The organism is Micromonospora sp. NPDC049044, from assembly GCF_040649215.1.
Classification (GTDB): domain Bacteria; phylum Actinomycetota; class Actinomycetes; order Mycobacteriales; family Micromonosporaceae; genus Micromonospora.
In genome coordinates this window covers 39,916-59,467 of sequence record NZ_JBEZFA010000025.1, presented here as the reverse complement: position 1 = coordinate 59,467, position 19,552 = coordinate 39,916, and the positions used below count along the sequence as shown (strand labels likewise).

General features: G+C 71.3%; 19 protein-coding genes. 10 read left to right on the top strand and 9 right to left on the bottom strand.

Going from position 1 to position 19,552, the window contains the following annotated elements:
* Nucleotides 1-10 precede the first annotated feature (10 nt).
* Together AB0B85_RS21045 and AB0B85_RS21040 are read left to right on the top strand one after the other, a co-directional pair.
* A complete protein-coding gene (locus tag AB0B85_RS21045; protein ID WP_357409736.1) occupies nt 11-1,978 on the top strand; it encodes a discoidin domain-containing protein in 1,968 nt (655 codons plus the stop codon).
* Nucleotides 1,979-2,385: 407 nt separating this feature from the next.
* On the top strand, nt 2,386-2,715 hold the full coding sequence (locus AB0B85_RS21040; RefSeq protein WP_357409734.1) for a TraR/DksA C4-type zinc finger protein: 330 nt from the start codon (nt 2,386-2,388) through the stop codon (nt 2,713-2,715).
* A 73-nt stretch (nt 2,716-2,788) separates the two neighbouring features.
* On the opposite strand, the gene AB0B85_RS21035 is transcribed toward AB0B85_RS21040, so the two are convergent.
* The 3 genes from AB0B85_RS21035 to AB0B85_RS21025 all read right to left on the bottom strand — a co-directional run bounded on the left by AB0B85_RS21035 (nt 2,789) and on the right by AB0B85_RS21025 (nt 4,928).
* Entirely contained in the window at nt 2,789-3,622 is an 834-nt protein-coding gene (locus AB0B85_RS21035) for an alpha/beta hydrolase (protein WP_357409731.1), read from the bottom strand.
* 34 nt (nt 3,623-3,656) lie between these two features.
* On the bottom strand, nt 3,657-4,250 hold the full coding sequence (locus AB0B85_RS21030; protein WP_357409729.1) for a hypothetical protein: 594 nt from the start codon (nt 4,248-4,250) through the stop codon (nt 3,657-3,659).
* 75 nt (nt 4,251-4,325) lie between these two features.
* Nucleotides 4,326-4,928: a helix-turn-helix domain-containing protein gene (locus AB0B85_RS21025; protein ID WP_357409727.1), complete on the bottom strand. Its 603-nt coding sequence runs from the start codon at nt 4,926-4,928 to the stop codon at nt 4,326-4,328.
* A gap of 76 nt (nt 4,929-5,004) precedes the next feature.
* On the opposite strand from AB0B85_RS21025, the gene AB0B85_RS21020 reads away from it, so the two are divergent.
* On the top strand, nt 5,005-6,579 hold the full coding sequence (locus tag AB0B85_RS21020; protein WP_357409724.1) for a bifunctional NAD(P)/FAD-dependent oxidoreductase/class I SAM-dependent methyltransferase: 1,575 nt from the start codon (nt 5,005-5,007) through the stop codon (nt 6,577-6,579).
* A 231-nt stretch (nt 6,580-6,810) separates the two neighbouring features.
* Nucleotides 6,811-8,430 (top strand): DivIVA domain-containing protein, encoded by a 1,620-nt coding sequence (locus AB0B85_RS21015; protein ID WP_357409723.1) that lies wholly within the window; start codon nt 6,811-6,813, stop codon nt 8,428-8,430.
* A gap of 59 nt (nt 8,431-8,489) precedes the next feature.
* Here AB0B85_RS21015 and AB0B85_RS21010 read toward each other — a convergent pair whose 3' ends face one another.
* Complete coding sequence (locus AB0B85_RS21010; RefSeq protein WP_357409721.1) at nt 8,490-8,963, bottom strand: hypothetical protein; 474 nt, start codon at nt 8,961-8,963, stop codon at nt 8,490-8,492.
* 167 nt (nt 8,964-9,130) lie between these two features.
* On the opposite strand from AB0B85_RS21010, the gene AB0B85_RS21005 reads away from it, so the two are divergent.
* Nucleotides 9,131-10,525, top strand: coding sequence for an FAD-dependent oxidoreductase (locus AB0B85_RS21005; RefSeq protein WP_357409719.1), 1,395 nt, complete (start codon nt 9,131-9,133; stop codon nt 10,523-10,525).
* A gap of 579 nt (nt 10,526-11,104) precedes the next feature.
* Here the strand turns inward: AB0B85_RS21005 and AB0B85_RS21000 are convergent.
* Complete coding sequence (locus AB0B85_RS21000; RefSeq protein ID WP_357409717.1) at nt 11,105-11,248, bottom strand: hypothetical protein; 144 nt, start codon at nt 11,246-11,248, stop codon at nt 11,105-11,107.
* Nucleotides 11,249-11,456: 208 nt separating this feature from the next.
* Between AB0B85_RS21000 and AB0B85_RS20995 the strand changes: the two genes are divergently transcribed.
* On the top strand, nt 11,457-11,732 hold the full coding sequence (locus tag AB0B85_RS20995) for a hypothetical protein (RefSeq protein ID WP_357409715.1): 276 nt from the start codon (nt 11,457-11,459) through the stop codon (nt 11,730-11,732).
* Between the two features lie 9 nt (nt 11,733-11,741).
* The gene (locus AB0B85_RS20990; RefSeq protein ID WP_357409713.1) at nt 11,742-12,278 is read left to right on the top strand and encodes a GNAT family N-acetyltransferase; all 537 of its coding nucleotides are present in this window, start codon (nt 11,742-11,744) and stop codon (nt 12,276-12,278) included.
* Nucleotides 12,279-12,304: 26 nt separating this feature from the next.
* Here AB0B85_RS20990 and AB0B85_RS20985 read toward each other — a convergent pair whose 3' ends face one another.
* From AB0B85_RS20985 to AB0B85_RS20975, 3 genes are read right to left on the bottom strand one after another with little or no spacing between them, the layout of a single operon-like run.
* The gene (locus AB0B85_RS20985) at nt 12,305-13,072 is read right to left on the bottom strand and encodes a nucleotidyltransferase domain-containing protein (protein WP_357409711.1); all 768 of its coding nucleotides are present in this window, start codon (nt 13,070-13,072) and stop codon (nt 12,305-12,307) included.
* Between the two features lie 37 nt (nt 13,073-13,109).
* Nucleotides 13,110-14,450 (bottom strand): hypothetical protein, encoded by a 1,341-nt coding sequence (locus AB0B85_RS20980; protein ID WP_357409708.1) that lies wholly within the window; start codon nt 14,448-14,450, stop codon nt 13,110-13,112.
* A 5-nt stretch (nt 14,451-14,455) separates the two neighbouring features.
* A complete protein-coding gene (locus AB0B85_RS20975; RefSeq protein ID WP_357409706.1) occupies nt 14,456-14,920 on the bottom strand; it encodes a hypothetical protein in 465 nt (154 codons plus the stop codon).
* 104 nt (nt 14,921-15,024) lie between these two features.
* Between AB0B85_RS20975 and AB0B85_RS20970 the strand changes: the two genes are divergently transcribed.
* Together AB0B85_RS20970 and AB0B85_RS20965 are read left to right on the top strand one after the other, a co-directional pair.
* On the top strand, nt 15,025-15,915 hold the full coding sequence (locus tag AB0B85_RS20970) for a copper resistance protein CopC (RefSeq protein ID WP_357409704.1): 891 nt from the start codon (nt 15,025-15,027) through the stop codon (nt 15,913-15,915).
* A 248-nt stretch (nt 15,916-16,163) separates the two neighbouring features.
* On the top strand, nt 16,164-18,569 hold the full coding sequence (locus AB0B85_RS20965; protein ID WP_357409702.1) for a ricin-type beta-trefoil lectin domain protein: 2,406 nt from the start codon (nt 16,164-16,166) through the stop codon (nt 18,567-18,569).
* Nucleotides 18,570-18,614: 45 nt separating this feature from the next.
* Here AB0B85_RS20965 and AB0B85_RS20960 read toward each other — a convergent pair whose 3' ends face one another.
* The gene (locus tag AB0B85_RS20960; RefSeq protein WP_357409700.1) at nt 18,615-19,001 is read right to left on the bottom strand and encodes a DUF2267 domain-containing protein; all 387 of its coding nucleotides are present in this window, start codon (nt 18,999-19,001) and stop codon (nt 18,615-18,617) included.
* Between the two features lie 199 nt (nt 19,002-19,200).
* Here AB0B85_RS20960 and AB0B85_RS20955 point away from each other — a divergent pair, with 199 nt between their 5' ends.
* The gene (locus AB0B85_RS20955; RefSeq protein ID WP_357409698.1) at nt 19,201-19,533 is read left to right on the top strand and encodes a nuclear transport factor 2 family protein; all 333 of its coding nucleotides are present in this window, start codon (nt 19,201-19,203) and stop codon (nt 19,531-19,533) included.
* Nucleotides 19,534-19,552: the final 19 nt, after the last annotated feature.

Here is a 19,552-nt window from a genome sequence, read left to right as displayed (position 1 = left end):
GTCCTCGTTTGTGGCTTTGACCACGCTAGCCACCGCAATACTTGTCGCCGCGCCCCCCGCCGCGGCAGCCGCAACGAACTACTACGTCGACTGCTCCGCGAGCACGTCGGGCAGCGGCACCCAGGCCAGCCCCTGGAACAGCTTCACGCCGGTGAACGCCAGGACGTTCGCCGCCGGAGACCAGATCCTGATCCGGCGCGGCACCACCTGCGCCGGTCAGCAACTCTTCCCCAAGGGTTCCGGCGCGGCCGGCGCACCGATCGTCATCGACGCGTACGGCAGCGGCGCCAAGCCGGCGCTGCCCGGCAACGGCGTCGTCGCCGACGTGGTGAAGCTCTACAACCAGCAGTACTGGGAGATCCGCAACCTGGACATCTCCAACAAGGGGTCGGCGATCGCGACCCGCCGCGGCGTGCACATCATCCGCGAGAACTCCGGCACCGGCACCTACTACCGGGTGACCGGGCTCAGCGTCCACGACGTCAACGGCAACCAGACCAAGAAGGACGACGACGCCAGCGCCGGCATCTTCTTCGAGGTCCTGGGCAACACCACCCAGACGAAGTTCGACGACGTGCTGATCAACAACAACACGATCAGCACCGTCGACCGCTACGGCATCCACTTCTGGACCCGCTGGATGGTCCGGCCCGAGCTGGCCAACCCCAACTGCGGCTCCACCTGCGGCAACTGGCTTCCGCAGACCCGGGTCGTCGTCCGCGGCAACACGGTCACCGACATCGGCGGCGACGCCATCGACGTGCACCACACCCAGAGCGCCCTGGTGGAGAACAACCGGGTCGACGGCTTCCGGGTTCGCGAGCCCGCGCAGTGCGCCGCCGGCATCTGGGGCTGGAACATCAACGACGCCCTGTTCCAGTTCAACGAGGTCAGCGGCGGCCGGAGCACCTGCGACGGGCAGGGCTTCGACCTGGACGAGGGCAACATCCGCACCATCTACCAGTACAACTACAGCCACGACAACGAGGGCGGCTTCATCCTGCTCTGCAACGGAGGGGGATCGACCACCAAGGACAACATCGTGCGCTACAACATCAGCCAGAACGACCGCGGGCAGATCTTCGACCTCGTCTGCGGGAAGATCACCAACACGAAGATCTACAACAACGTCTTCTACGTCGGCCAGGCAGCCCAGATCATCAACAACAGCAACGGCTCGACCGGCGCCAACGCCGAGTTCTACAACAACATCTTCTACGTGACCACGACCCAGGCCAGCTACAACGCCGGGGCGCTGCTGTTCGACTCCAACGTGTTCTACGGTCAGCACCCGGCCGGTGAGCCCACCGACCCGAACAAGATCACGGCCGACCCGCTGTTCGTCGCGCCGGGCACCGCCACGTCGATCAGTGACGCCGGTGGCTACCGGCTCCGCGCCGGCTCCCCGGCCCTCGCCAGCGGCCAGGTCATGACCAACCCGGGCAGCCGTGACTACTTCGGCGGCGCCGTCACGGCGGGCTGCCGTCCCGACCGGGGCGCGCATCAGCTGAGCACGGTCTGCGTGCCCAGTGCCGGCGTCATCCCGCGCACCGGCTGGTCCCTGAAGTACGTGGACAGCCAGGAGACGACCGCCGAGAACGGCGCCGCGACCAACGCCTTCGACGGAAATCTCAGCACGATCTGGCACACGAAGTACACCGGCGGCAACGCCCCGATGCCCCACGAGATCCAGATCAACCTGGGTGCCAGCTACTCCGTCTCCGGAATCCGCTACCTGCCCCGGCAGGACAGCGGCTCCGGCGCCGCCAACGGGCGCATCGGCCAGTACGAGGTCTACGTCAGCACTGACGGCACCAACTGGGGTACGGCAGTGGCTACCGGCACGTTCGCCAACAACGCCAGCCAGAAGGAGGTCCGGTTCACCGCGAAGACCGGGCAGTACCTGCGGCTACGCGCTCTGAGCGAGGTCAACGGCAACCCGTGGACCACCGCCGCGGAGATCTACGCCCTCAACTGAGCGGGGCAGACAGACCAGGGAGCCTCCGGCATCGCGCCGGAGGCTCCCTGCCGTTCCGGCTGCCACTGCCTGTCCCGAGGCGTTGGGCATCGATCAGGGGGCGTTGGCTTTAGCGCAGTCGCCGCCCTATGGTGGAGGCATGCCGCCGGTGCCCCTCCGCTCGCCAGCCGTCACTGACGTGACGGCAGCCGGTGCTGTCCAGGTCGTGACGGCTGCCCTCGGCAAGGCGTGCATGGGAGTGCCGGTCGTCGGCGCCCTTTACATCGTGCCCACGCACCGCATGTCGCGCCCGGTGCGCGCCGGCCGAGGCCCACCCGCGGAATCGTTGCATCCCAGAACGACCGCAGGGCGAAGCTACTCAGGCTTCGGCCCTTTTTCTTTTTCCCACTCTTTTCGAAGGGCTGACCATGAGCATCGACCAACGCGCAGCCGAGCACGGTTGGCTGGCTGATCTGCGCGCGTCCCTGGCGGACGAATTCGCGACGCAGACGGCTCGGCTACGGGAACTGACCGAACTCAACGCGGACACCGGCGACCCCGGCGAGGCCCACAACCGGGCCGCTCTGCTGGTGGCCACCCGCCGCCACCTCGAGCAGATCACCGGTGCGCTCAGCCGGATCGCGGATGGCACCTACGGTGTCTGCGAGAGGTGCGGCGAGCGCATCCCGGCCGAGCGCCTCGAGGTTCTCCCGCATGTCCGCTGCTGCGTGCCGTGCCAGGAGAAGCAGAAGGGGTGACACCGGGCAGGGCGCGCGGGGTCGGACCGGACGGAACCGGTCCGACCCCGCGAGCGGTCCGGCCGGGCAATGATCAGAGGACGCGGGTGAAGAACGCCAGACTGTCCTGGACCAGTGGTTCCAGCGGTACGCCGGCGAAGCAGTGGTCGGCGCCCGGCACCACCGACAACTCGACCTCGGCACCCGCGGCGGCCAGTGCTGCGGCAAGCTCCTCGCTCTGCCCGACCGGCACCACCAGATCCTGGTCGCCGTGCACCAACAGGATGGGTGGGGCCTGGCCGGTCACGTAGGCGATCGGACTGGCCGCCCGGCCCACCTCCGGGTGCTCGGCCAACGCGGCTCCGATCAGCAGGGACTCGGGTGAGTCCACAGCGTCGTGGTCGATCGTCGCGGCCGGGTGCGCCTGCGACTGCATGGTCAGCAGGTTCGTCGGCGCGTACCAGCAGACCGCCGCCTGGACGCGGCTGTCGTCCTGATCGTTCCCGGTCAGCGCGACAAGCGCGGCCAGATGCCCGCCGGCCGACTCTCCCCACACCCCGATCCGTTCGCGGTCCACGCCCACCTGGTCGCCATTGCGACGTAGCCAGCGCACGGCCGCCTTGACGTCGTCGAGCTGAGCGGGAAAAGCCGCCTCGCCGCTGAGCCGGTACTGCGCTGAGGCGACAGCGAATCCGGCGCGTAGCGCGGCGGTGAACGGATCCGCTCGCATGAGCCAGTCCGCCGGGTGCTTGGGCGAGCCGAACAGCCACGCGCCGCCGTGGATCCAGACCAGGACCGGGACCGGACCGGAAACCGCCGCCGGCACGACGAGGTCCAACGTCAGCGGGCGGAATCCGGCGACCTCGTTCACGACGATGTCGCGGTACTCGATCCGGTCGCTCCCGTGCCGGTGTGCCGCGTCGGTCATCGCACCATCTTCGCACCGGGGCGGACTCTGCCTCTCAGACGGCGTCGTCGTTCCGCCACGAGTCGACGAAGGCGCCCATCCGCTCCGCGCCCCAGCGTTTCCGGGCCGAGTACCCGTACCAACGACCTTCTGCCATCTCGAAGCGCCACCGCATGACGGGCCCGGGGCGATAGGCGGCGAGGTTGATGCCCAACTGCCTCGCGAACTCCTCTCCCCCGCTGATCATACGATCGAAGTGACCGGGCTTAAGCTCAAGATCACGCACGGCGGTCATGACCACCGCCAACTCCGCGATGCCCGGATGCGCGGGTGTGACGTCGTCGTCCGGCGCCTCCCCCAGCTCCCGAAGAATGAGCAGCGACACCTCGTCCGCGGGGACGCCGTACGTCGGGTAGGTGTATTTGCTCACCCACTCGGCGAACTGGCGAATCTCGGCAGGGTTGCCCGGGTCGGGAGCGAGCCAGCCGAGCGCGACCCGGAACATTCCCACCAAGACGCCCCCCAAGGCTCTCTTGTCGAGAAACGCCCTCGGGTGCAGGCGACGCGCCAGCGAGCGATCTCCGAGCAGGACGGCGTGCCAGTAGTAACCCTGCACCGTGCTCAGCCCGCTCGCCCGCCCCGTGGTCATGACCGGAGGGTAGGAACCGTCCGCAAGCGGTCCGGCTGCGGATGATCTACACGAGGAGGTGGAGTCGCGCGCTGGTCAGCGATCAGCGGACGTGCCGCGCGGGGCCGGTCGGGCCCGGACGTGCAGCCGCTCCCCCTGCGGCCCGAAGAGACTGAGGGCTTCGGCGGTGCCGGGGCCGGGGTTGAAGAAGAGGTGCGGAATACGGGTGTCGAACTCGGCCACCTCCCCGGGGGTCAACGTCAGATCACGGTCGCCGAGCAGCAGGCGTAACCGGCCGGAGAGCACGTAGAGCCACTCGTACCCCTCGTGAACCTGCGGGATCCGGCCCCCGGCGGACGGATCCGGCGGAAAGATCTGCTTGAACGCCTGGACACCGCCCGGTCGGCGGGTCAGCGGCAGGTGTGTCACGCCGTGGATGACGATCGGCTTGGGGCGTACCCGGGGGTCGCCGGTGGCCGGCGCGTCGACCAGTTCGTCAAGCGCCACCTGGTAGGCCCTCGCCAACGGGAGCAGCAGCTCAAGGGTGGGCCGGCGACTGCCGGATTCCAGCCGGGACAGGGTGCTCACGGAGATGCCGGTCAGGTCGGCGAGCTGGGTCAGGGTGATTCCGCGCTGCTGACGCAGGGCGCGCAGCCGGGGGCCGACGGCCGCCAGCGCGGCGGTGTCCTCGTTTGCCATAACGGCAAGGATAGTTGCCAGGCTGCCGGCGACGACGGATGGTGGGCTCAGCTGACAAGGTGACAGGGGGATACCGGTGGACGAGACATACGACGTGGTGGTGGTGGGCGGCGGCGCCGCGGGGCTCAGCGGGGCCCTGGCGCTGAGCCGGGCCCGACGGTCGGTGCTGGTGATCGACGCTGGCGAGCCGCGCAACGCGCCCGCCGGCCATGTGCACAACTATCTGGGCCGGGAGGGGACGCCGCCGGGCGAGCTGCTCGCCCTCGGGCGGGCCGAGGTCGCCGGGTACGGCGGGCAGTTCCGCACCGGAGAGGTGGCGACCGCGACCCGCGACGACGACGGGTTCCGGCTCGACCTCGCCGACGGGGGCTCGGTACGGGCCCGCCGACTGCTGGTGACCACCGGGCTGACCGACGAGCTGCCCGACGTGCCCGGCCTGGCCCAGCGGTGGGGGCGCGACGTGCTGCACTGCCCGTACTGCCACGGCTGGGAGGCCCGGGACCAGCGGATCGGCGTCCTGGCCACCGGACCGTTGGGCGTGCACCAGGCCGAGATGTGGCGGCAGTGGAGCGACAGTGTGCTGCTTCTGCTGCACGACGCCCCGGCCCCGGACGCGGAGACCGCCGAACGGCTCGCCGCCCGCAGCATCGCTGTCGTACCGGGTCCGGTCGCCGCGCTGGAGGTGACCGGGGACGCGCTCACCGGCGTACGGCTGGCCGACGGCCGGGTGGTGGCGCTGGACGCGGTGGTGGTCGCGACGCGGCTGACTCCGCGCGCCGGCCTGCTGGTGGGGCTGGGCCTCGCCCCGGAGGAGGTGACGATGGGTGAGCACGTCGTCGGAGCCCAGATCCCGGCCGACCCCAGCGGCGCGACGAGCGTCCCAGGCGTCTGGGTGGCCGGCAACGTGGCGGACATCCGTGGCCAGGTGATCACGTCCGCCGCCGCCGGCCTGACCGCCGCGGCGGCGATCAACGCCGACCTCATCGCCGCGGACACCCGGACGGCGGTCGCCGCGTACCGGCAGCTGGTTGCCACGGCGTTCGAGGAGCCGGCGTGGGAGGAGCGCTACCAGTCGCGGCCCTCGGTGTGGAGTGGCCGGCCGAACCCGCAGCTGGTCGCCGAGGTCGCCGACCTGGCTCCGGGGCGGGCGCTGGACGTGGGCAGCGGTGAGGGCGCCGACGCGGTGTGGCTGGCCGAGCGGGGTTGGCGGGTGACGGCTGTGGACATCTCCGCCACCGCGTTGGACCGGGCCGCCGCGCACGCCGACACCGTCGGCGTTGGCGACCGGATCGAGTTCACCCACGCCGACCTGCGCGACAAGCCGCCCGCCGAGCAGGCGTACGACCTGGTCTCCGCGCAGTTCATGCACCTGCCCCCGGCGCAGCGGCGGGAGTTGTTCGCCCGGCTCGCCGAGGCGGTGGCGCCGGGGGGTGTGCTGCTGATCGTCGGGCACCACCCGTCGGACCTGTGGACGACGGCGCGCCGGATGCACATGCCGGACATGATGTTCACCGCGGAGGACGTGGCCGCCGGCCTGGACCCGTCCCACTGGGAGGTCGTGACCGCCGAAGCCCGCCCCCGTCCAGCCACCGACCCGGACGGCCAGCCGCTAACCCTGCACGACGCCGTCCTGGTAGCCCGCCGCCGGTAGCCCGGCCCGAACCCCGTCGATCATGGAGTTGTGGTGCCGGAATAGTGGTGGTCCATGACCTATGTCAGCCGCCACAACTCCATGATCGATACGGGAGCACGCGCCGATACGAGACGTGGTGGGGCGGGACTTCGCATGTGGTCGGCCCGGCGGTAGCGTTGCGCCACACTCACGGCCCGCGGGGCAGGCGACCGCCGACCCGCACGCCCCCGATCGTACGGAGGATGGTGCATGTCCATCGGCGCTGAGCCGCACGCAGCACGCGACGATGCGGCCTCCCGGCCGAGCTTCGAGCTCGCCCTGCGCGGATATGACAAACGCCAGGTGGATCGGCACCTGGAGCAGCTCGACGGCCAGATCGCGATGCTCAGCGGCGAGCACGGCCGCTCCGCGGTCCGGGTCCGTGAGCTGACCGCCGAGGTGCAGCGGTTGCGCACCGAGCTGGCCGAGATGCGGGAGCAGCCGGTGCAGGTGGACCGCGCTTCGATCCACGACCTGGGCCCGATGGTCGCCGAGATCATGACGCTCGCCGACAAGCAGGCCGCGATGATCATCGAGTCGGCGACCGACCGGGCGAACGAGCTGCGCAGCGAGTCGGAGCGGATCCTCGCGGACACCCGGGAGCGGGCCGCGCAGGCCCGGCAGGACCTGTCCGAGGAGTTGGCGACCCGACGTTCCGAACAGGAGCAGGCGCACGAGGAGCGGCGCACCCTGGCCGAGGCCGAGTTGACAGCGATCCGCGAACACGCCGAGCAGTTGCGCGCCGACGGGGAGGCCGCCCACGAGCGCGCCCAGCACGAGGCGAAACGGATCACCGAGCAGAGCGCTCAGCAGCTCAACCAGACCCGGGTCGCTGCCGACGCGCTGATGAAGTCGGCCCGTACCCAGATCCAGCAGGAGCTCCAGTCGGCCCGCTCCAAGAACCAGCAGGAGATGGCCCAGTGGCAGGCCAACGTGGAGCGGGAGGTCAACGAGCGGCGGACCGCCGCCGAGCAGGACATCGCCGAGCAGCAGGCCGCCGCCGAGCAGGAGCTCGCCGAACAGCGCAACGCGACCGAGCAGCAGATCGCCGAGCTGCTGGCCGAGGCCCAGCAACACGTGACCGAGCTGCGTAACCGGGCCGACGAGCAGGCTGCCAGTCACCAGGAGCAGCTCACCGCCCTCCAGCAGGAGATCGCGGAGCGCCGGCAGGAGGCCGATGAGCTGCACGCCGAGCTGGACACCGCCCGCCAGCAGCTCGCCGAGATCCAGCAGGAGGGCGAGACGCTGGAGAACGAGCTGTCGCGCATGCAGCAGCGGCTCAGCGACGTCCGCCGGGACCTCACCGCCGAGAGCGCCCGGCTGGAGGAGGCCCGTCGGGCCGGAGACTCCGCCGAGCGGCACGCCAAGGAGGTACGCGCCCGGGTGCAGCGTGAGGCGAAGCGGGTCGCCGACCTCGCCGCCGCAGCGGTGATGGCGGCGGCAGCAGGAGGTCCGGAGACCGCCGAGTACCCGATGGTGGGCACCCGGTCGCACCTCGACCGGCCGAGCGTCGACCGGCCCTACGTCGAGCGGACCGGTGGTGGGCGGGCCGAGGGCGAGCACCCCGGCGACGACCAGTCCGGCACCGATCAGCCGAGGGCAGACCAGTCCGGTGCCGACCAGTCCGATGCCGACCGGTCCGACGGTGAGCGCGCCGACGGGCCGAACACTGTGGACGAGCCGGTGCCCGCGTCGTCCGACCGGACGGCCGGCCTGGACGGGCACCTGCAGGAGCCCGAGCGGATCTTCACCCGGCCGGAGCCTCCGACACCCGTGCCGTTCCTCGCCTTCGGGCAGCCGGTGAGCGAGAACGGCTCAGCCCGGCACTGACCTCGGCCGTGGTCGTCGCGGGCCCGGGCGAGTTCGCTCCGGGCCCGCGACGGTCGTCCTCAGGGGGAGGGTCGGGGTGACCGGGCGAGGTACCTCTGCAGCTCGGCGACCTCATCGTCGGTGAGGACCGGTGTGAAGTCGAGACACTCCCCCGGATAGAGGCCGGTGCCGGAGCCGGCCACTGTGACGAACCAGGCGCCCTCGTGGCCGTACCAGTGCGCCTGGCCCGCCGCCCCGAGGTCGGCGACGTCGTCCGCGGCGGTGGACGCACCGGTCGAGACGATCCGCACCCACTGCCCGTCGCGCCCGTACGGCGGTTGCGGCACCACCACGTCCAGGTGCTGATCGGCGATGCGCTCCGTCGGCACGCCGAACAGGCGGGCCGCGCCCTCGCGGGCCACAGTGCGCACCTCCCTCATGCTGCGGGTGGCGCCGACCCGTACCTCTCCGGCAGGCCCCTCGACGAGCACCGCGTAGGAGCGGTCCGGCTCGTGGCGGACCCGTGCCCGGAACTGAGATGGGACATCAGCCATCCGACGATGATCCCTCAACCATCCCGCCGCCGCCGGCCGGTAGCGGTTGACCTCGGACGATTCTGCGGGGAACCGGGCCGCTGGCCTCCGCGGAACTGGCAGGCTGGGCTGGCCGCCGCGCACCAGCGGTGGCCGCCGGCCTGCCCGGTGACCGAGAGGAGCGCCCGGTGACCGACCGACCGGAGGAGTTCGACCTGCTCGTGGTGGGCGGTGGCAAGGCCGGCAAGACGTTGAGCATGGACGTCGCCCGGTCCGGGCAACGGGTCGCCATGGTCGAACGCGGCATGATCGGCGGCAGCTGCATCAACGTCGCGTGCATCCCGACGAAGGCCCTGGTGACCAGCGCACGGGCGGCACGTCACCTGCGGGACGCGGCCACGCTCGGCCTGACGGTCGAGGGTGGCCGGGTCGACGTGGACCTGTTGCGGGCGCACAAGCAGGACGTGGTCGAGGGGATGGTGGCCGCCAACCGGCAGCAGTTCCTCGACTCCGGCCTGCACCTGGTGATCGGCGAGGCCCGCTTCGTCGGCCCCCGGACCGTACGGGTGTCCCTCGCCGACGGCGGTGAGCGGCTGCTGCGCGGCGACGACGTGGTCATCAACACGGGTACGCGTCCGCATCTGCCGGCGGTGCCCGGCATGGCCGAGGCCGGGGTGCTGACAAGCGACGAACTGCTGCGACTGGATCGACTGCCGGCCCGACTGGTGGTGCTCGGCGGCGGCACCGTCGGGGTGGAGTTCGCGCAGATGTTCGCGTCGTTCGGCAGCGCGGTGACCCTTGTCGAGGGCGGTCCGCGGCTGCTCACTCGGGAGGATCCCGACGTCAGTGACGCGGTCCTCCGCGTCTTCCTCGACGACGGCATCGACGTGCGCGTCGGCGTCGCGGTTGCCCGCGTCGACCGGGACGTCGACGGCACCCTCCGGGTGACGTTGGACGACGGCAGCCTGGTGACCGGGGATGACGTGTTGGTGGCGGCCGGCCGGGAGCCGGTCACCGACGGGCTCGACCTGGACGCGGCCGGGGTACGCCGCACCGAACGGGGCTTCGTGCTGGTCGACGAGCACCTGCGTACCAGCGCCGAGCGGACCTGGGCGGCCGGTGACGTCGCCGGCAGCCCGCAGTTCACCCACGTCTCGCTCGACGACTACCGGATCATCCGGGCCAACCTCGCGGGTGGCCAACGCAGCACCGCCGACCGGCTGATCCCGTACACCGTCTTCACCACCCCGGAGCTGGCCCGGGTCGGGCTCACCGAAACCGAGGCGCGCCGCGCCGGGTACGACATCCAGGTCGCCCACCTGCCGGTCGCCGCGATCCCCCGGGCGCGCACCCTGCGCCAGACCGAGGGCATGTGGAAGGCGGTCATCGACACCAGCACCGACCGGATCCTCGGCGCGGCGCTGCTCGGCGCCGAGGCCGGCGAGGTGATCACCTCGGTGCAGCTGGCCATGCTCGCCGGGATGCCGTGGACCGCCCTGCGCGACGCGGTCATCACCCATCCGACCATGACCGAGGGGCTCAACCTGCTCTTCGCCTCACTCACGTCCCGCCCGGTCCGCTGACCTCCGCGCCCACTCTCAGCGGCTCACCCAGTTCGCCCACCCGGCGGTCTCTCTCGTCGAGCCCAGCCCAGGAAGCGGTCGAACAACGCGCGCGGGCTGGGTCCGTGGGAAGGGTCCAGGTGGTGGATGTCCTGGGTGGCCTGGCAGAACATGCCGGCCAGGTAGATGGTCAGTCCCGACAGGTTGTCATCGAACTCGGCCCGGAGCCGGAGCCTTGCCTCGCGGCAGGGCCATGGTTTTCCGTCTGCCCGGCAACACCACAGGGGGCGCAGCGGGGTGTGCGGCGTTTCGCCGCACGACGCCGGGCCATCGGGCTTCGGACCAGACGGGTGTACGGGTCGAGCCGAGCTGACGGCGTACGACTTCGGCTATCTCGGGCAGATCGAACGCGGCGACCGCCCCGCCAACGCTATGGCGGTGGCCGCCTATGACCGCGCGTTATCAGCTGGCGGTGCGCTGGAAGCGGAGTACGCACGAGGGCCTACAGGCGACAGGGACATGCGCAGAAGGACGGTCCTCCAGGCGATGGGCGCGCTCGCGGCGGCGCCCGCCGTGGATCGGCTCGTCGAGTGGGAGGTTCTACGGCAGGGGCTCGGCACCGCCGCCGATGTCGACGTCGATGAGTGGGTTGAGATCGTCGCAGACTACGGCTGCGGCTACTACCGTCGTCCGCACGACGAGCTGGTGACCCAACTTGGGCGCGACCTGACCGTGTTGCGCCATCAGATCACCGCCGATCGCGGGCACCGCCGGCCACTGCTTCTCCGCACCGCTGCCCGGCTGTCGGTCATCGTGGCCCTCCGCCTGAACGCATCAGGGCAGGCCGTGCTCGCCGGCAGGTGGCGGGCGAGCGCCCACCGCTTCGCCGACGCGTCCGGCGACACGGAGACCCGGATCCTCACCCGGGCGTGGGACGTGGTGAACGGTTGTTATGACGGTCGAACGCCGGCCAGCGTGGAAGCGCTGCCCACCGCCGTCGCAGCGGCGGTTGCGCACGCAGGTGCAACTGCACCAGGCGGCGGCGTTGTGCCGCAACGGATCCGTCCCAGACGGGCTACGCCTCGCGGCGGACCTGCTCGACCACCTACCCGCCGAACAGCACAACGAGATCGTCCGGGCGGTGGCACGACAGGTCGCCGATGCGGTGGCGGATGCCGAGCGGCACCGTCCGGTCTACGGCGAACTGATGGAACGGGTACACGGCTAGCATCCGGACATGGCCCTGACCTACACCACAAGCCACGGCCACGACGCGGTCCGGTTCTTCGGACCACTTGTCGACCTCTACGGGTGCGTCTACGCCGCGCCGCCGTACGAGGAGGGCCCCGACCAGGTGGCCCGCTTCCGCGACGGGCTGCCCGGCGAGGCCGTCCGGCCCGGTTTCACCCTCGTCACCGTCGCCGAGGGCGTGTCGCTGGTGGGTGCCGCCTACGGCTGGACCATGCCGGCCGGGCACTGGTGGTCGCGCGCTGCGGCCGACCCGCCCGCCGACATCCGGGCGGCGTCGAAGTTGGCGGTCATGGAGTGGATCGTCCACCCGCGCCACCGCGGTGCGGGAATTGGCGCGGAGCTGATGCGCCGGCTGCTCGCCGACCGGCCGGAGCGGTACGCCACCCTCGCCTCCGACCCCCGATCCCACGCCCGGAAGGTGTACGCGCGCAACGGGTGGCAGCAGATCGGCACCTCGATTCTGCCGTGGGGTCCACCGATGGACCTGCTGGTCCTCGATCTTGATCCGAAGCCGATCCGCTGAGCGGAGCATGCCTGCCGGGGCTGTGGCTACCCGGCGATCTCGTCGCGTACCCGTTGCTGGAAGGCGCGGGCCTGCGCCCCGGTGGGCGGCGGCCCGCCGTGCCGCGCGGCGACCGCCTGACGGATCACGTCGGCCGGGTCGCCGGCGTCGAGCAGCCGTTGACCGGCGGCGATTTTGGCCAGCCAGACGCCGTCGCGGTGGCGGACCAGCGATCGGCAGGCGCCGAGCACGGCGTCCTCGGTGCCGGGCGCGGGCTGGTCGGCCGGTGGGGTGGGCAGGGCCAGCCACCAGGTCAGCGCGTCGACGAGCAGGCGGCGCAGGTCGGCGGGGGCGAGGTCGGCGAAGGCCTCCCCCGCGGGCGGCCCGAGTAGTGCGAGTCCACTCTGGTGCAGGATGCTGCGGTCGAGGCCGTACCAGAATCGGCCGTCGGCGGCCGGGCGGTCGGCGGGGTCGAGGGTGCTGCGGAACGCCATGTCGGCCCCGCTGTTCAGTTCGACCTCGAAGCCGGGCTCGGGGGTGCCGGAGGCGGCCACCACCCGGTCGTAGACGACCAACTCCAGTCCGCGCGCCGGGCAGGGCAGCGCCTCGTGCCGCAGCCGGGCCACCAGCGCCCGCTTGGCTGTCCCGGTGAGCGGCCCGGCGCTGAGCAGCGCCACGTCCACGTCGCTGCGGCCCGGCTGGTACGCCCCGAGCCCGACCGAGCCGGCGGCGTACGCGCCGACCAGGTCGGTGCCGAGCACGTCTCGGGCGACGCTGACCAGGTCGTCGAGGTAGCGCTGAAGATCGGAGTGCACGGGCCATCATGACGCACCGGCCGGGACGGGGCCGGACCTACCCCGCGTAGAGCAGCAGCAGACCGGCGACGGTGTAGGCGACCATCAGTGCCAGCAGGGGTAGCTGGCCGGCCACCGCCCGGGCCCGGGGGAACAGGTACAGGGCGCGGTCGTGGGCGAGCAGGGTGCCGAGCAGGTGCCCGAGGATGATGACGGTGATCTGCAGGGTGGCCACCCCGGCGGGTGTGACGAGCGCGGTGTGCGGTTCCCAGTCGGCGGTGCCCAGCCAGTTGGCGCCGGTGTCCAGCGGGTCGGCGAGCAGCGCGACGGTGCGTTGGCCTTCCAGGATCAGCAACGAGTAGTAGTGCGCCACCACGTACCCCACGGCGATCGGCACGATGGAGTGGGCGATCTCGCCCGGCACCGCACGGGTCTCGTCCGCGTCGGCGCGGCCGATGCGCGCCGCGGTGCCGGTGGCGGCGAGGTACGCCACCGCGACGGCGGCGATGACGAGGCTCAAACCGGCGCTGCCGGTGACCGCCGGGTGCAGGCCGTTCTCCTGGCTGAAGCGCAACCAGCCCGGCGCGTTGGAGAGGCTGTCGTACATTGTCGAGCCGAGCAGCACGGTCACCACGGCGACCAGCCCGGGGCGGGGCCGCAGGCCGGCGATCCCGTCGAGCGGGTTGCGCCAGACCAGCACACCGTCGGCGGCCCGGCCGATCGGGGCGAGCTGACCGATAAGGGAGCTGTACGCCTCGAACGGGTCGGCGCTGTCGAACCAGCCGGCGCCGAACAGCACGGCTCCGACCAGCAGGACCACCGCGTACCCGGCCAGCCAGGTGGTGATGACCGGCAGGGTGGCCCGGTCGGGTGCGACAAGTTCCAGCCAGACGAACCCGAGCAGGGTGACGGCGGCCGGCCACATCCCCATCCCCGGCGGCAGCTCACGAACCCCACGCTCCGGGTCGCGGCGCAACGCCAGCGCGCCGAGCAGGTGCGCGGTGCGCAGCGGGTTGAGCGCCCGCCAGACCGGGCCGAGCAGCAGGGACAGTGGAGCCAGGCCGACCCAGAGCAGCACGTAGAGCGCGCCGGCCGTCGGGTTGTCCGCGGTGTCCGGCCCACCCAGCAGGCCCAGGCAGAACCAGGCGGCGGCGAGCAGGCCGAGCCCTCGCAGCACCCACCGGAAGGCGGGCGCGTCGACGAGTTGGGCGAGCCGGCGCGGCACCGGGCGACCGCCGGCGGCGTCCCGGTCGAGTCGGGGTTCGCGCCAGAGCAGGCCCAGCGCCAGGAACGTGACGACGAGGGTCAGCGCGGCGGCGACGACGAGCTGCGGCAGCGTGATCGGTAGGTCCTGCCGACCACCGACGCCGTGCGCCAGCAGCGTTGCGGGGGCGGTCATCCCGCTCAGCGGACGACGAGCTGGAACAGCACCAGCTCGGTCTCGTGCGTCTCCACCTCGAACAGCCCGGTCTGGTCGGCGCGGAACTCCACCGAGCCGGGCTTGCCGGCCGGCAGCCGGGCACCCAGGTCGTAGCCGTGCACGTGCAGCTCGTCCGAGACGTCGGAGGTGACGGTGATCCGCACCAGCTCGCCCTTACCCACGGTTACCCGTCCGGTCGGCGGACTGATTCGCCGCTTCGCGATCGTCACGACGATCTCGCGGTCCGCCGCAGGTGCGGCGGGGGTGGGGCTGGCCGTGGGGCTCGGCGCGGTGGTGGCGGCGCTCGGCGAAGCGGCGGCCGTGAAGGGTGCGGACGTGGTGGCCACCGAGGGGTCGTCGTCCTGCCCACAACCGGCGACGAGGAGGGTGGTGAGGAGGCCGGCGGCGAGGGCGACAGAGGTGCGGGTTGCGGGGGTACGGAGGAACACGGGCGGACTCCGAACGACGCGAGGGGGGACGGGTGTCGAGGTGATCGTCGGGGAGGAGAACTCTACGTCTTGTTCGGTGGCGGGGAAATGACCATGATGAACGAATGCGATCGAGGCTGGTCACTGTGCGTAACATCCTGAGCCGGGCGGTGGCGGCGTTGGCCGCGACGCTTGTGGTGTCGCTGCTGCTGCCCGCCGCCGCGGCGTCCGCGCACGGCCAGTTGGCGACCTCGACCCCGCTGACCGGCACCGTCGTACGGGAGCCGCTTGCCCAGTTGGCGTTGTACTTCACCGAGAAGCCGGCAGCCAACGCGTACTTCACCATCAGCGGGCCGACCGGCTCGCGGGTGGACAACGGCTGGTCATCCGGCGAGCCCAAGCGGCTGGACAAGCCGGTCACGGAATATTTCATGGTCAACGGCGTGTTCGAGCCCCGGCTCTACCACACGGGTTTCCCGGCCATGGTGACTGTCGCGCACTGGCCGGCGAAGGGCCGCTACACCGCCAGTTACCTCTCCGTCGCCTCCGACGGCGAGGCGGTACGCGGCGAGGTCACCTTCGACTACCAGGGGCGTACCACTGCGGCGCCGGCCGGTTGGACGGCGCCCACGGCCGGGCCGGAGCCGGCGCTGCTGGCCCTGGCCGAGGGTGAGGGGTCGGCCAGCCCCGCGGTGACCGGCAGCCCGGCGGGTCCCACCGGCGCCGCGGCGAGCAGCCCGGCTGGCGCCAGCGGGGAGAAGTCCGGCGGCGGGTTCGCGGCCTGGCTGGTCCCGGCCCTGATCGTCGTCGTGGTCGCCGCGATCGTGCTGGTGGCCGCGCGGCGCCGACCCGCCACGCGCGGGGCGTCGACGCCGGGTCGTCGGCCGGCCGGCAGGTCCGGCGCGTCCACCGCCAAGGCCGGCGCGTCCACCAAGGCCGGCGCGTCCACCGGCAAGGTCGGTAGGTCCGCTTCCTCGGGTAAGACAGGTCGTCCGGCCCGGCGTGGACGGCGCTGAGTCGCCTCGACAACCGGCATTCTCCGCGTATCACCACGGACTTTCGCGCGGACATGGAGAACTTTTGATGTATCGACGCGAAGCCATGGACAGCCAAATCGAAACACTTTAATGTCTCGACCCATCAACCCGGTGTTTCCGCAATGTCACTCGTCGGCGTCGAGGACGTTACGAAACCGGGGTCGACGGCCATCCTCACCGCTGCCTCGCACCGGCCGTCGGACACTCCACCGCCCCTTGGAGGAACGATGGGTCCACGCCCGCAACGCCGACTCCACCATCCCGTCCTGGCCACGCTCGCGCTCGTCCTGACCACCGGCCTCTGGGCCGCCCCCGCCAGCGCCGCCCCCGCGCAGGAACCGGGCGTCACGCTGCGCGTCTTCGACGTGCAGGTGCCGCTCTCCGAGCTCTGCACCCTCAAGCCCGCGCAGACCCCCAACGTGGACAAACTCATGTCCACCATCAACTGGACCTCGGCGGCCGACTTCGGCTTCGAGGACAACTTCGTCTCGCAGGTGCTCGGCAACATCACCACCACCCAGGCCGGTAGCTACACGTTCCGGCTCAGCAGCGACGACGGATCCAAGCTGGCGATCGACAACACCGTCGTGATCAACCACGACGGCCTGCACGGCGCGACCCCACCGAAGGAGGGCAGCGTCACCCTCACCGCCGGTCTGCACCCGCTGCGCATCGACCACTTCGAGCGTGGTGGCGGGCAGCAGATCACCCTGGAATGGAAGACGCCCGGCTCGGCGTCCTTCGTGGTCGTACCGAACTCGGCGTTGAGCACCGACGCCGGCGTGGTCCGGGTGACCGCGCCGGGCCGCAAGGAGTGCGAGGGCATCGCCGACACCCCCGGCGACGGCCTGCCACTGACCGGCGTGCACCCCGGCTACACGCTCACCAATCTGCGGCCCAACGGCTTCCAGCCGAAGGTCACCGGGATGGACTGGCTGACCGACGGCCGGCTGGTCATCTCGACCTGGGGTGGCAGCGACCAGTCCGGCACCTCCCAGGACGGTGAGGTCTGGATCCTCGGCAACACCGGCGGCGCGACCACTCCGGGCGCGGTGACCACCAAGAGGATCGCCAGCGGGTTGAAGGAGCCGCAGGGGCTCAAGGTCGTCGACGGGGTGGTCTACGTCTCGGAGAAGCAGCGACTGACCCGGCTGGTCAACACCGGCGGCGACGAGGTGGCCGAACGCCTGGAAACCGTCGCCACCTGGCCGTATGGCGGTAACTTCCACGAGTTCGCGTTCGGGTTGCTCTATCAGGACGGGTTCTTCTACCTGAACCTGTCGGTGTCGATCAACTCCGGCGGGGCCACCACCAACCCGCAGCCCGCCGCCAACCGGGGCACCACCCTCAAGGTCAACAAGGACACCGGCGCGGTCAGCTACGTCGCCGGCGGTCTGCGTACCCCGCACGGCATCGGTTGGGGCCCGGAGGGCGGCATCTTCGTCACCGACAACCAGGGCGGCTGGCTGCCCTCGTCGAAGCTGCTGCACGTCAAGCAGGGCCGGTTCTTCAACCACTACACGAACCCGGCCGGCCCGTTCGACACCGCCCAGGTCACGCAGCCGGTGCTCTGGATGCCGCAGAACGAGATCGCCAACTCCCCCAGCACGCCGCTCTACCTGACCAGCGGCCGATACGCCGGACAGTTCGTCATCGGCGACGTGACGTACGGCGGCCTGCAACGGGCCAATGTGGAGAAAATCAACGGCGAGTACCAGGGCGCGCTGTTCCGGCTCACCCAGGGCCTGGAGGCGGGCGTCTCGGAGGTCAACATCGGCCCGGACGGCGCGATCTACGTCGGCGGGCTCGGCGCGGGCGGCAACTGGGGTCAGACCGGCAAGCTGTCGTACGGCCTGCAGAAGCTCACCCCGACCAGTACCACCGCGTTCGAGATGCTCGCCATGCGGGCCACCACTACCGGCTTCGAGGTGGAGTACACCCAGCCCGTCTCGACGGAGACCGCCGCCGACCTGGCCGCCCGATACAAGGTCAGGCAGTGGCGGTACGTGGCCACGTCCAACTATGGCGGGCCGAAGATCGACGAGGAGACGCTCACCGTCACCTCGGCCACCCTCTCGTCGGACGGGAGGAAGGTGAGCCTCACGGTGCCCGGTCGCAAGGCCGGTCGGGTGGTGCACCTGCGCTCGCCGCGCCCCTTCACCTCCACCAGCGGCCAGTCGCTGTGGAGCACCGAGGCGTGGTACACGCTCAACTCCATTCCGGGTAGCCCACCGCCGCCGACCGGCGGCACCATCACCGGTGCCGGCGGCAAGTGCCTGGACGTCGACAACTCCGGCCTGGCCGATGGCACGAAGATCCAGCTCTACACCTGCAACGGCACCGCCGCCCAGTCCTGGACACGGCTCGACGACACGTACCGGGTCCTCGGCAAGTGCCTGGACGTGGACAACGGCGGCACCGCGAACGGCACGAAGGTCCAGCTCTGGACCTGCAACGGCACCGGCGCGCAGAGCTGGCAGCCACAGTCCGACGGGTCGATCCGCAACCCGCAGTCGGGCAAGGTGCTGGAGGCCGCCGGCGGCAGCACCGCCAACGGCACCCAGATCCAGCTCGGCACGTACGCGGGCGGCGCACATCAGAAGTGGGTGATCGGTAGCGGCGTGACCGGCTGATCCCGGGTGGGGCGTGCGCCGACCGACGGGTCGGCGTACGTCCCCTCAGGGGCCGTGCGGCAGTGGCTGGGCCAACGCCCTCAGCTGCGCCGGGAGTTGCGCCAGGGCGTCCTCGAACTCCCGGTGCCCGACCACCCGGTGCATCGTCTGCAGGACGGCGCGGGCGCCCCGCTCGGCGGCGGGCCTGTCGATCCCGGCGCGGTCGGCCACCCGCCGCAGGAACTCGTCGTAGCCGAACGCCTCCGGCGCCTCGGCGGCCTTGACCAGCAACGGGCTCAACTCGTCGGCCAGGTGGGGGGCCAACGCGCCCGCCTCACCGCCGCTGAGGCGCTCGGTGAGGGTGCGCAGGACAGCCTCGGTCAGTACGCGCGCCGGCTCCGGCGGAATGCCCGCCCGCGCCGCAACCTTGTCGACGAACCCCAGCTCGGCCATGCCCCCGCCCTTCGCTCCGGAAAGGCGTGCCTACCCGGGCCCACCTGTGACAAACCCGCCCGCCAGCCCGGACGGCCACCACGCCGTACGCGGGCACTGCCCCGTCGTTCTGTTCGTTGCGCCGCGCGGTGCCTGCCGCTTCTCGTACGGTGAGGTCGGACCGGGAACCCGACGGCGGCCCGCGCCGCAGGAGGAGCAGATGGCGGTGGACCTGCCCGACGTGATCGACAGGTACTTCCGGGCCGTCAACGACCGGGACCTCGATGCCTTCGTCGCCTGTTTCGCGGACACCGCGAGCGTCGCCGACGAGGACCGGCTCTACGACGGACGGGCCGCGATCCGCGCCTGGCGACAGAAGACGATGGACGCCTACGCGTACACGGCCGAACCGGTCGATGTCACAGCGCAGGCGGGCGACTCGTACCTGGTCCGCACCCGGGTGTCCGGCGACTTCCCGGGCAGCCCGATCGAACTGCGCTACCGGTTCACGCTGCGCGACGAGCTGGTCGGCGCGCTCGACATCCGCCCGTAACCGCCGCCCGCCCGCCCGT

Bases quoted from the DNA above. Each gene is read 5' to 3' on its own strand.
- AB0B85_RS21000 (WP_357409717.1), bottom strand. From the start codon at position 11,248: ATGGCGCAACACGGTCAGGTCGCGCCCAAGTTGGGTCACCAGCTCGTC.
- AB0B85_RS20995 (WP_357409715.1), top strand. From the start codon at position 11,457: ATGACGGTCGAACGCCGGCCAGCGTGGAAGCGCTGCCCACCGCCGTCG.
- AB0B85_RS21030 (WP_357409729.1), bottom strand. From the start codon at position 4,250: ATGACCACGGGGCGGGCGAGCGGGCTGAGCACGGTGCAGGGTTACTAC.
- AB0B85_RS20990 (WP_357409713.1), top strand. From the start codon at position 11,742: ATGGCCCTGACCTACACCACAAGCCACGGCCACGACGCGGTCCGGTTC.
- AB0B85_RS21025 (WP_357409727.1), bottom strand. From the start codon at position 4,928: ATGGCAAACGAGGACACCGCCGCGCTGGCGGCCGTCGGCCCCCGGCTG.
- AB0B85_RS21015 (WP_357409723.1), top strand. From the start codon at position 6,811: ATGTCCATCGGCGCTGAGCCGCACGCAGCACGCGACGATGCGGCCTCC.
- AB0B85_RS20965 (WP_357409702.1), top strand. From the start codon at position 16,164: ATGGGTCCACGCCCGCAACGCCGACTCCACCATCCCGTCCTGGCCACG.
- AB0B85_RS21010 (WP_357409721.1), bottom strand. From the start codon at position 8,963: ATGGCTGATGTCCCATCTCAGTTCCGGGCACGGGTCCGCCACGAGCCG.
- AB0B85_RS20960 (WP_357409700.1), bottom strand. From the start codon at position 19,001: ATGGCCGAGCTGGGGTTCGTCGACAAGGTTGCGGCGCGGGCGGGCATT.
- AB0B85_RS21035 (WP_357409731.1), bottom strand. From the start codon at position 3,622: ATGACCGACGCGGCACACCGGCACGGGAGCGACCGGATCGAGTACCGC.
- AB0B85_RS20980 (WP_357409708.1), bottom strand. From the start codon at position 14,450: ATGACCGCCCCCGCAACGCTGCTGGCGCACGGCGTCGGTGGTCGGCAG.
- AB0B85_RS20955 (WP_357409698.1), top strand. From the start codon at position 19,201: ATGGCGGTGGACCTGCCCGACGTGATCGACAGGTACTTCCGGGCCGTC.
- AB0B85_RS21040 (WP_357409734.1), top strand. From the start codon at position 2,386: ATGAGCATCGACCAACGCGCAGCCGAGCACGGTTGGCTGGCTGATCTG.
- AB0B85_RS20970 (WP_357409704.1), top strand. From the start codon at position 15,025: ATGCGATCGAGGCTGGTCACTGTGCGTAACATCCTGAGCCGGGCGGTG.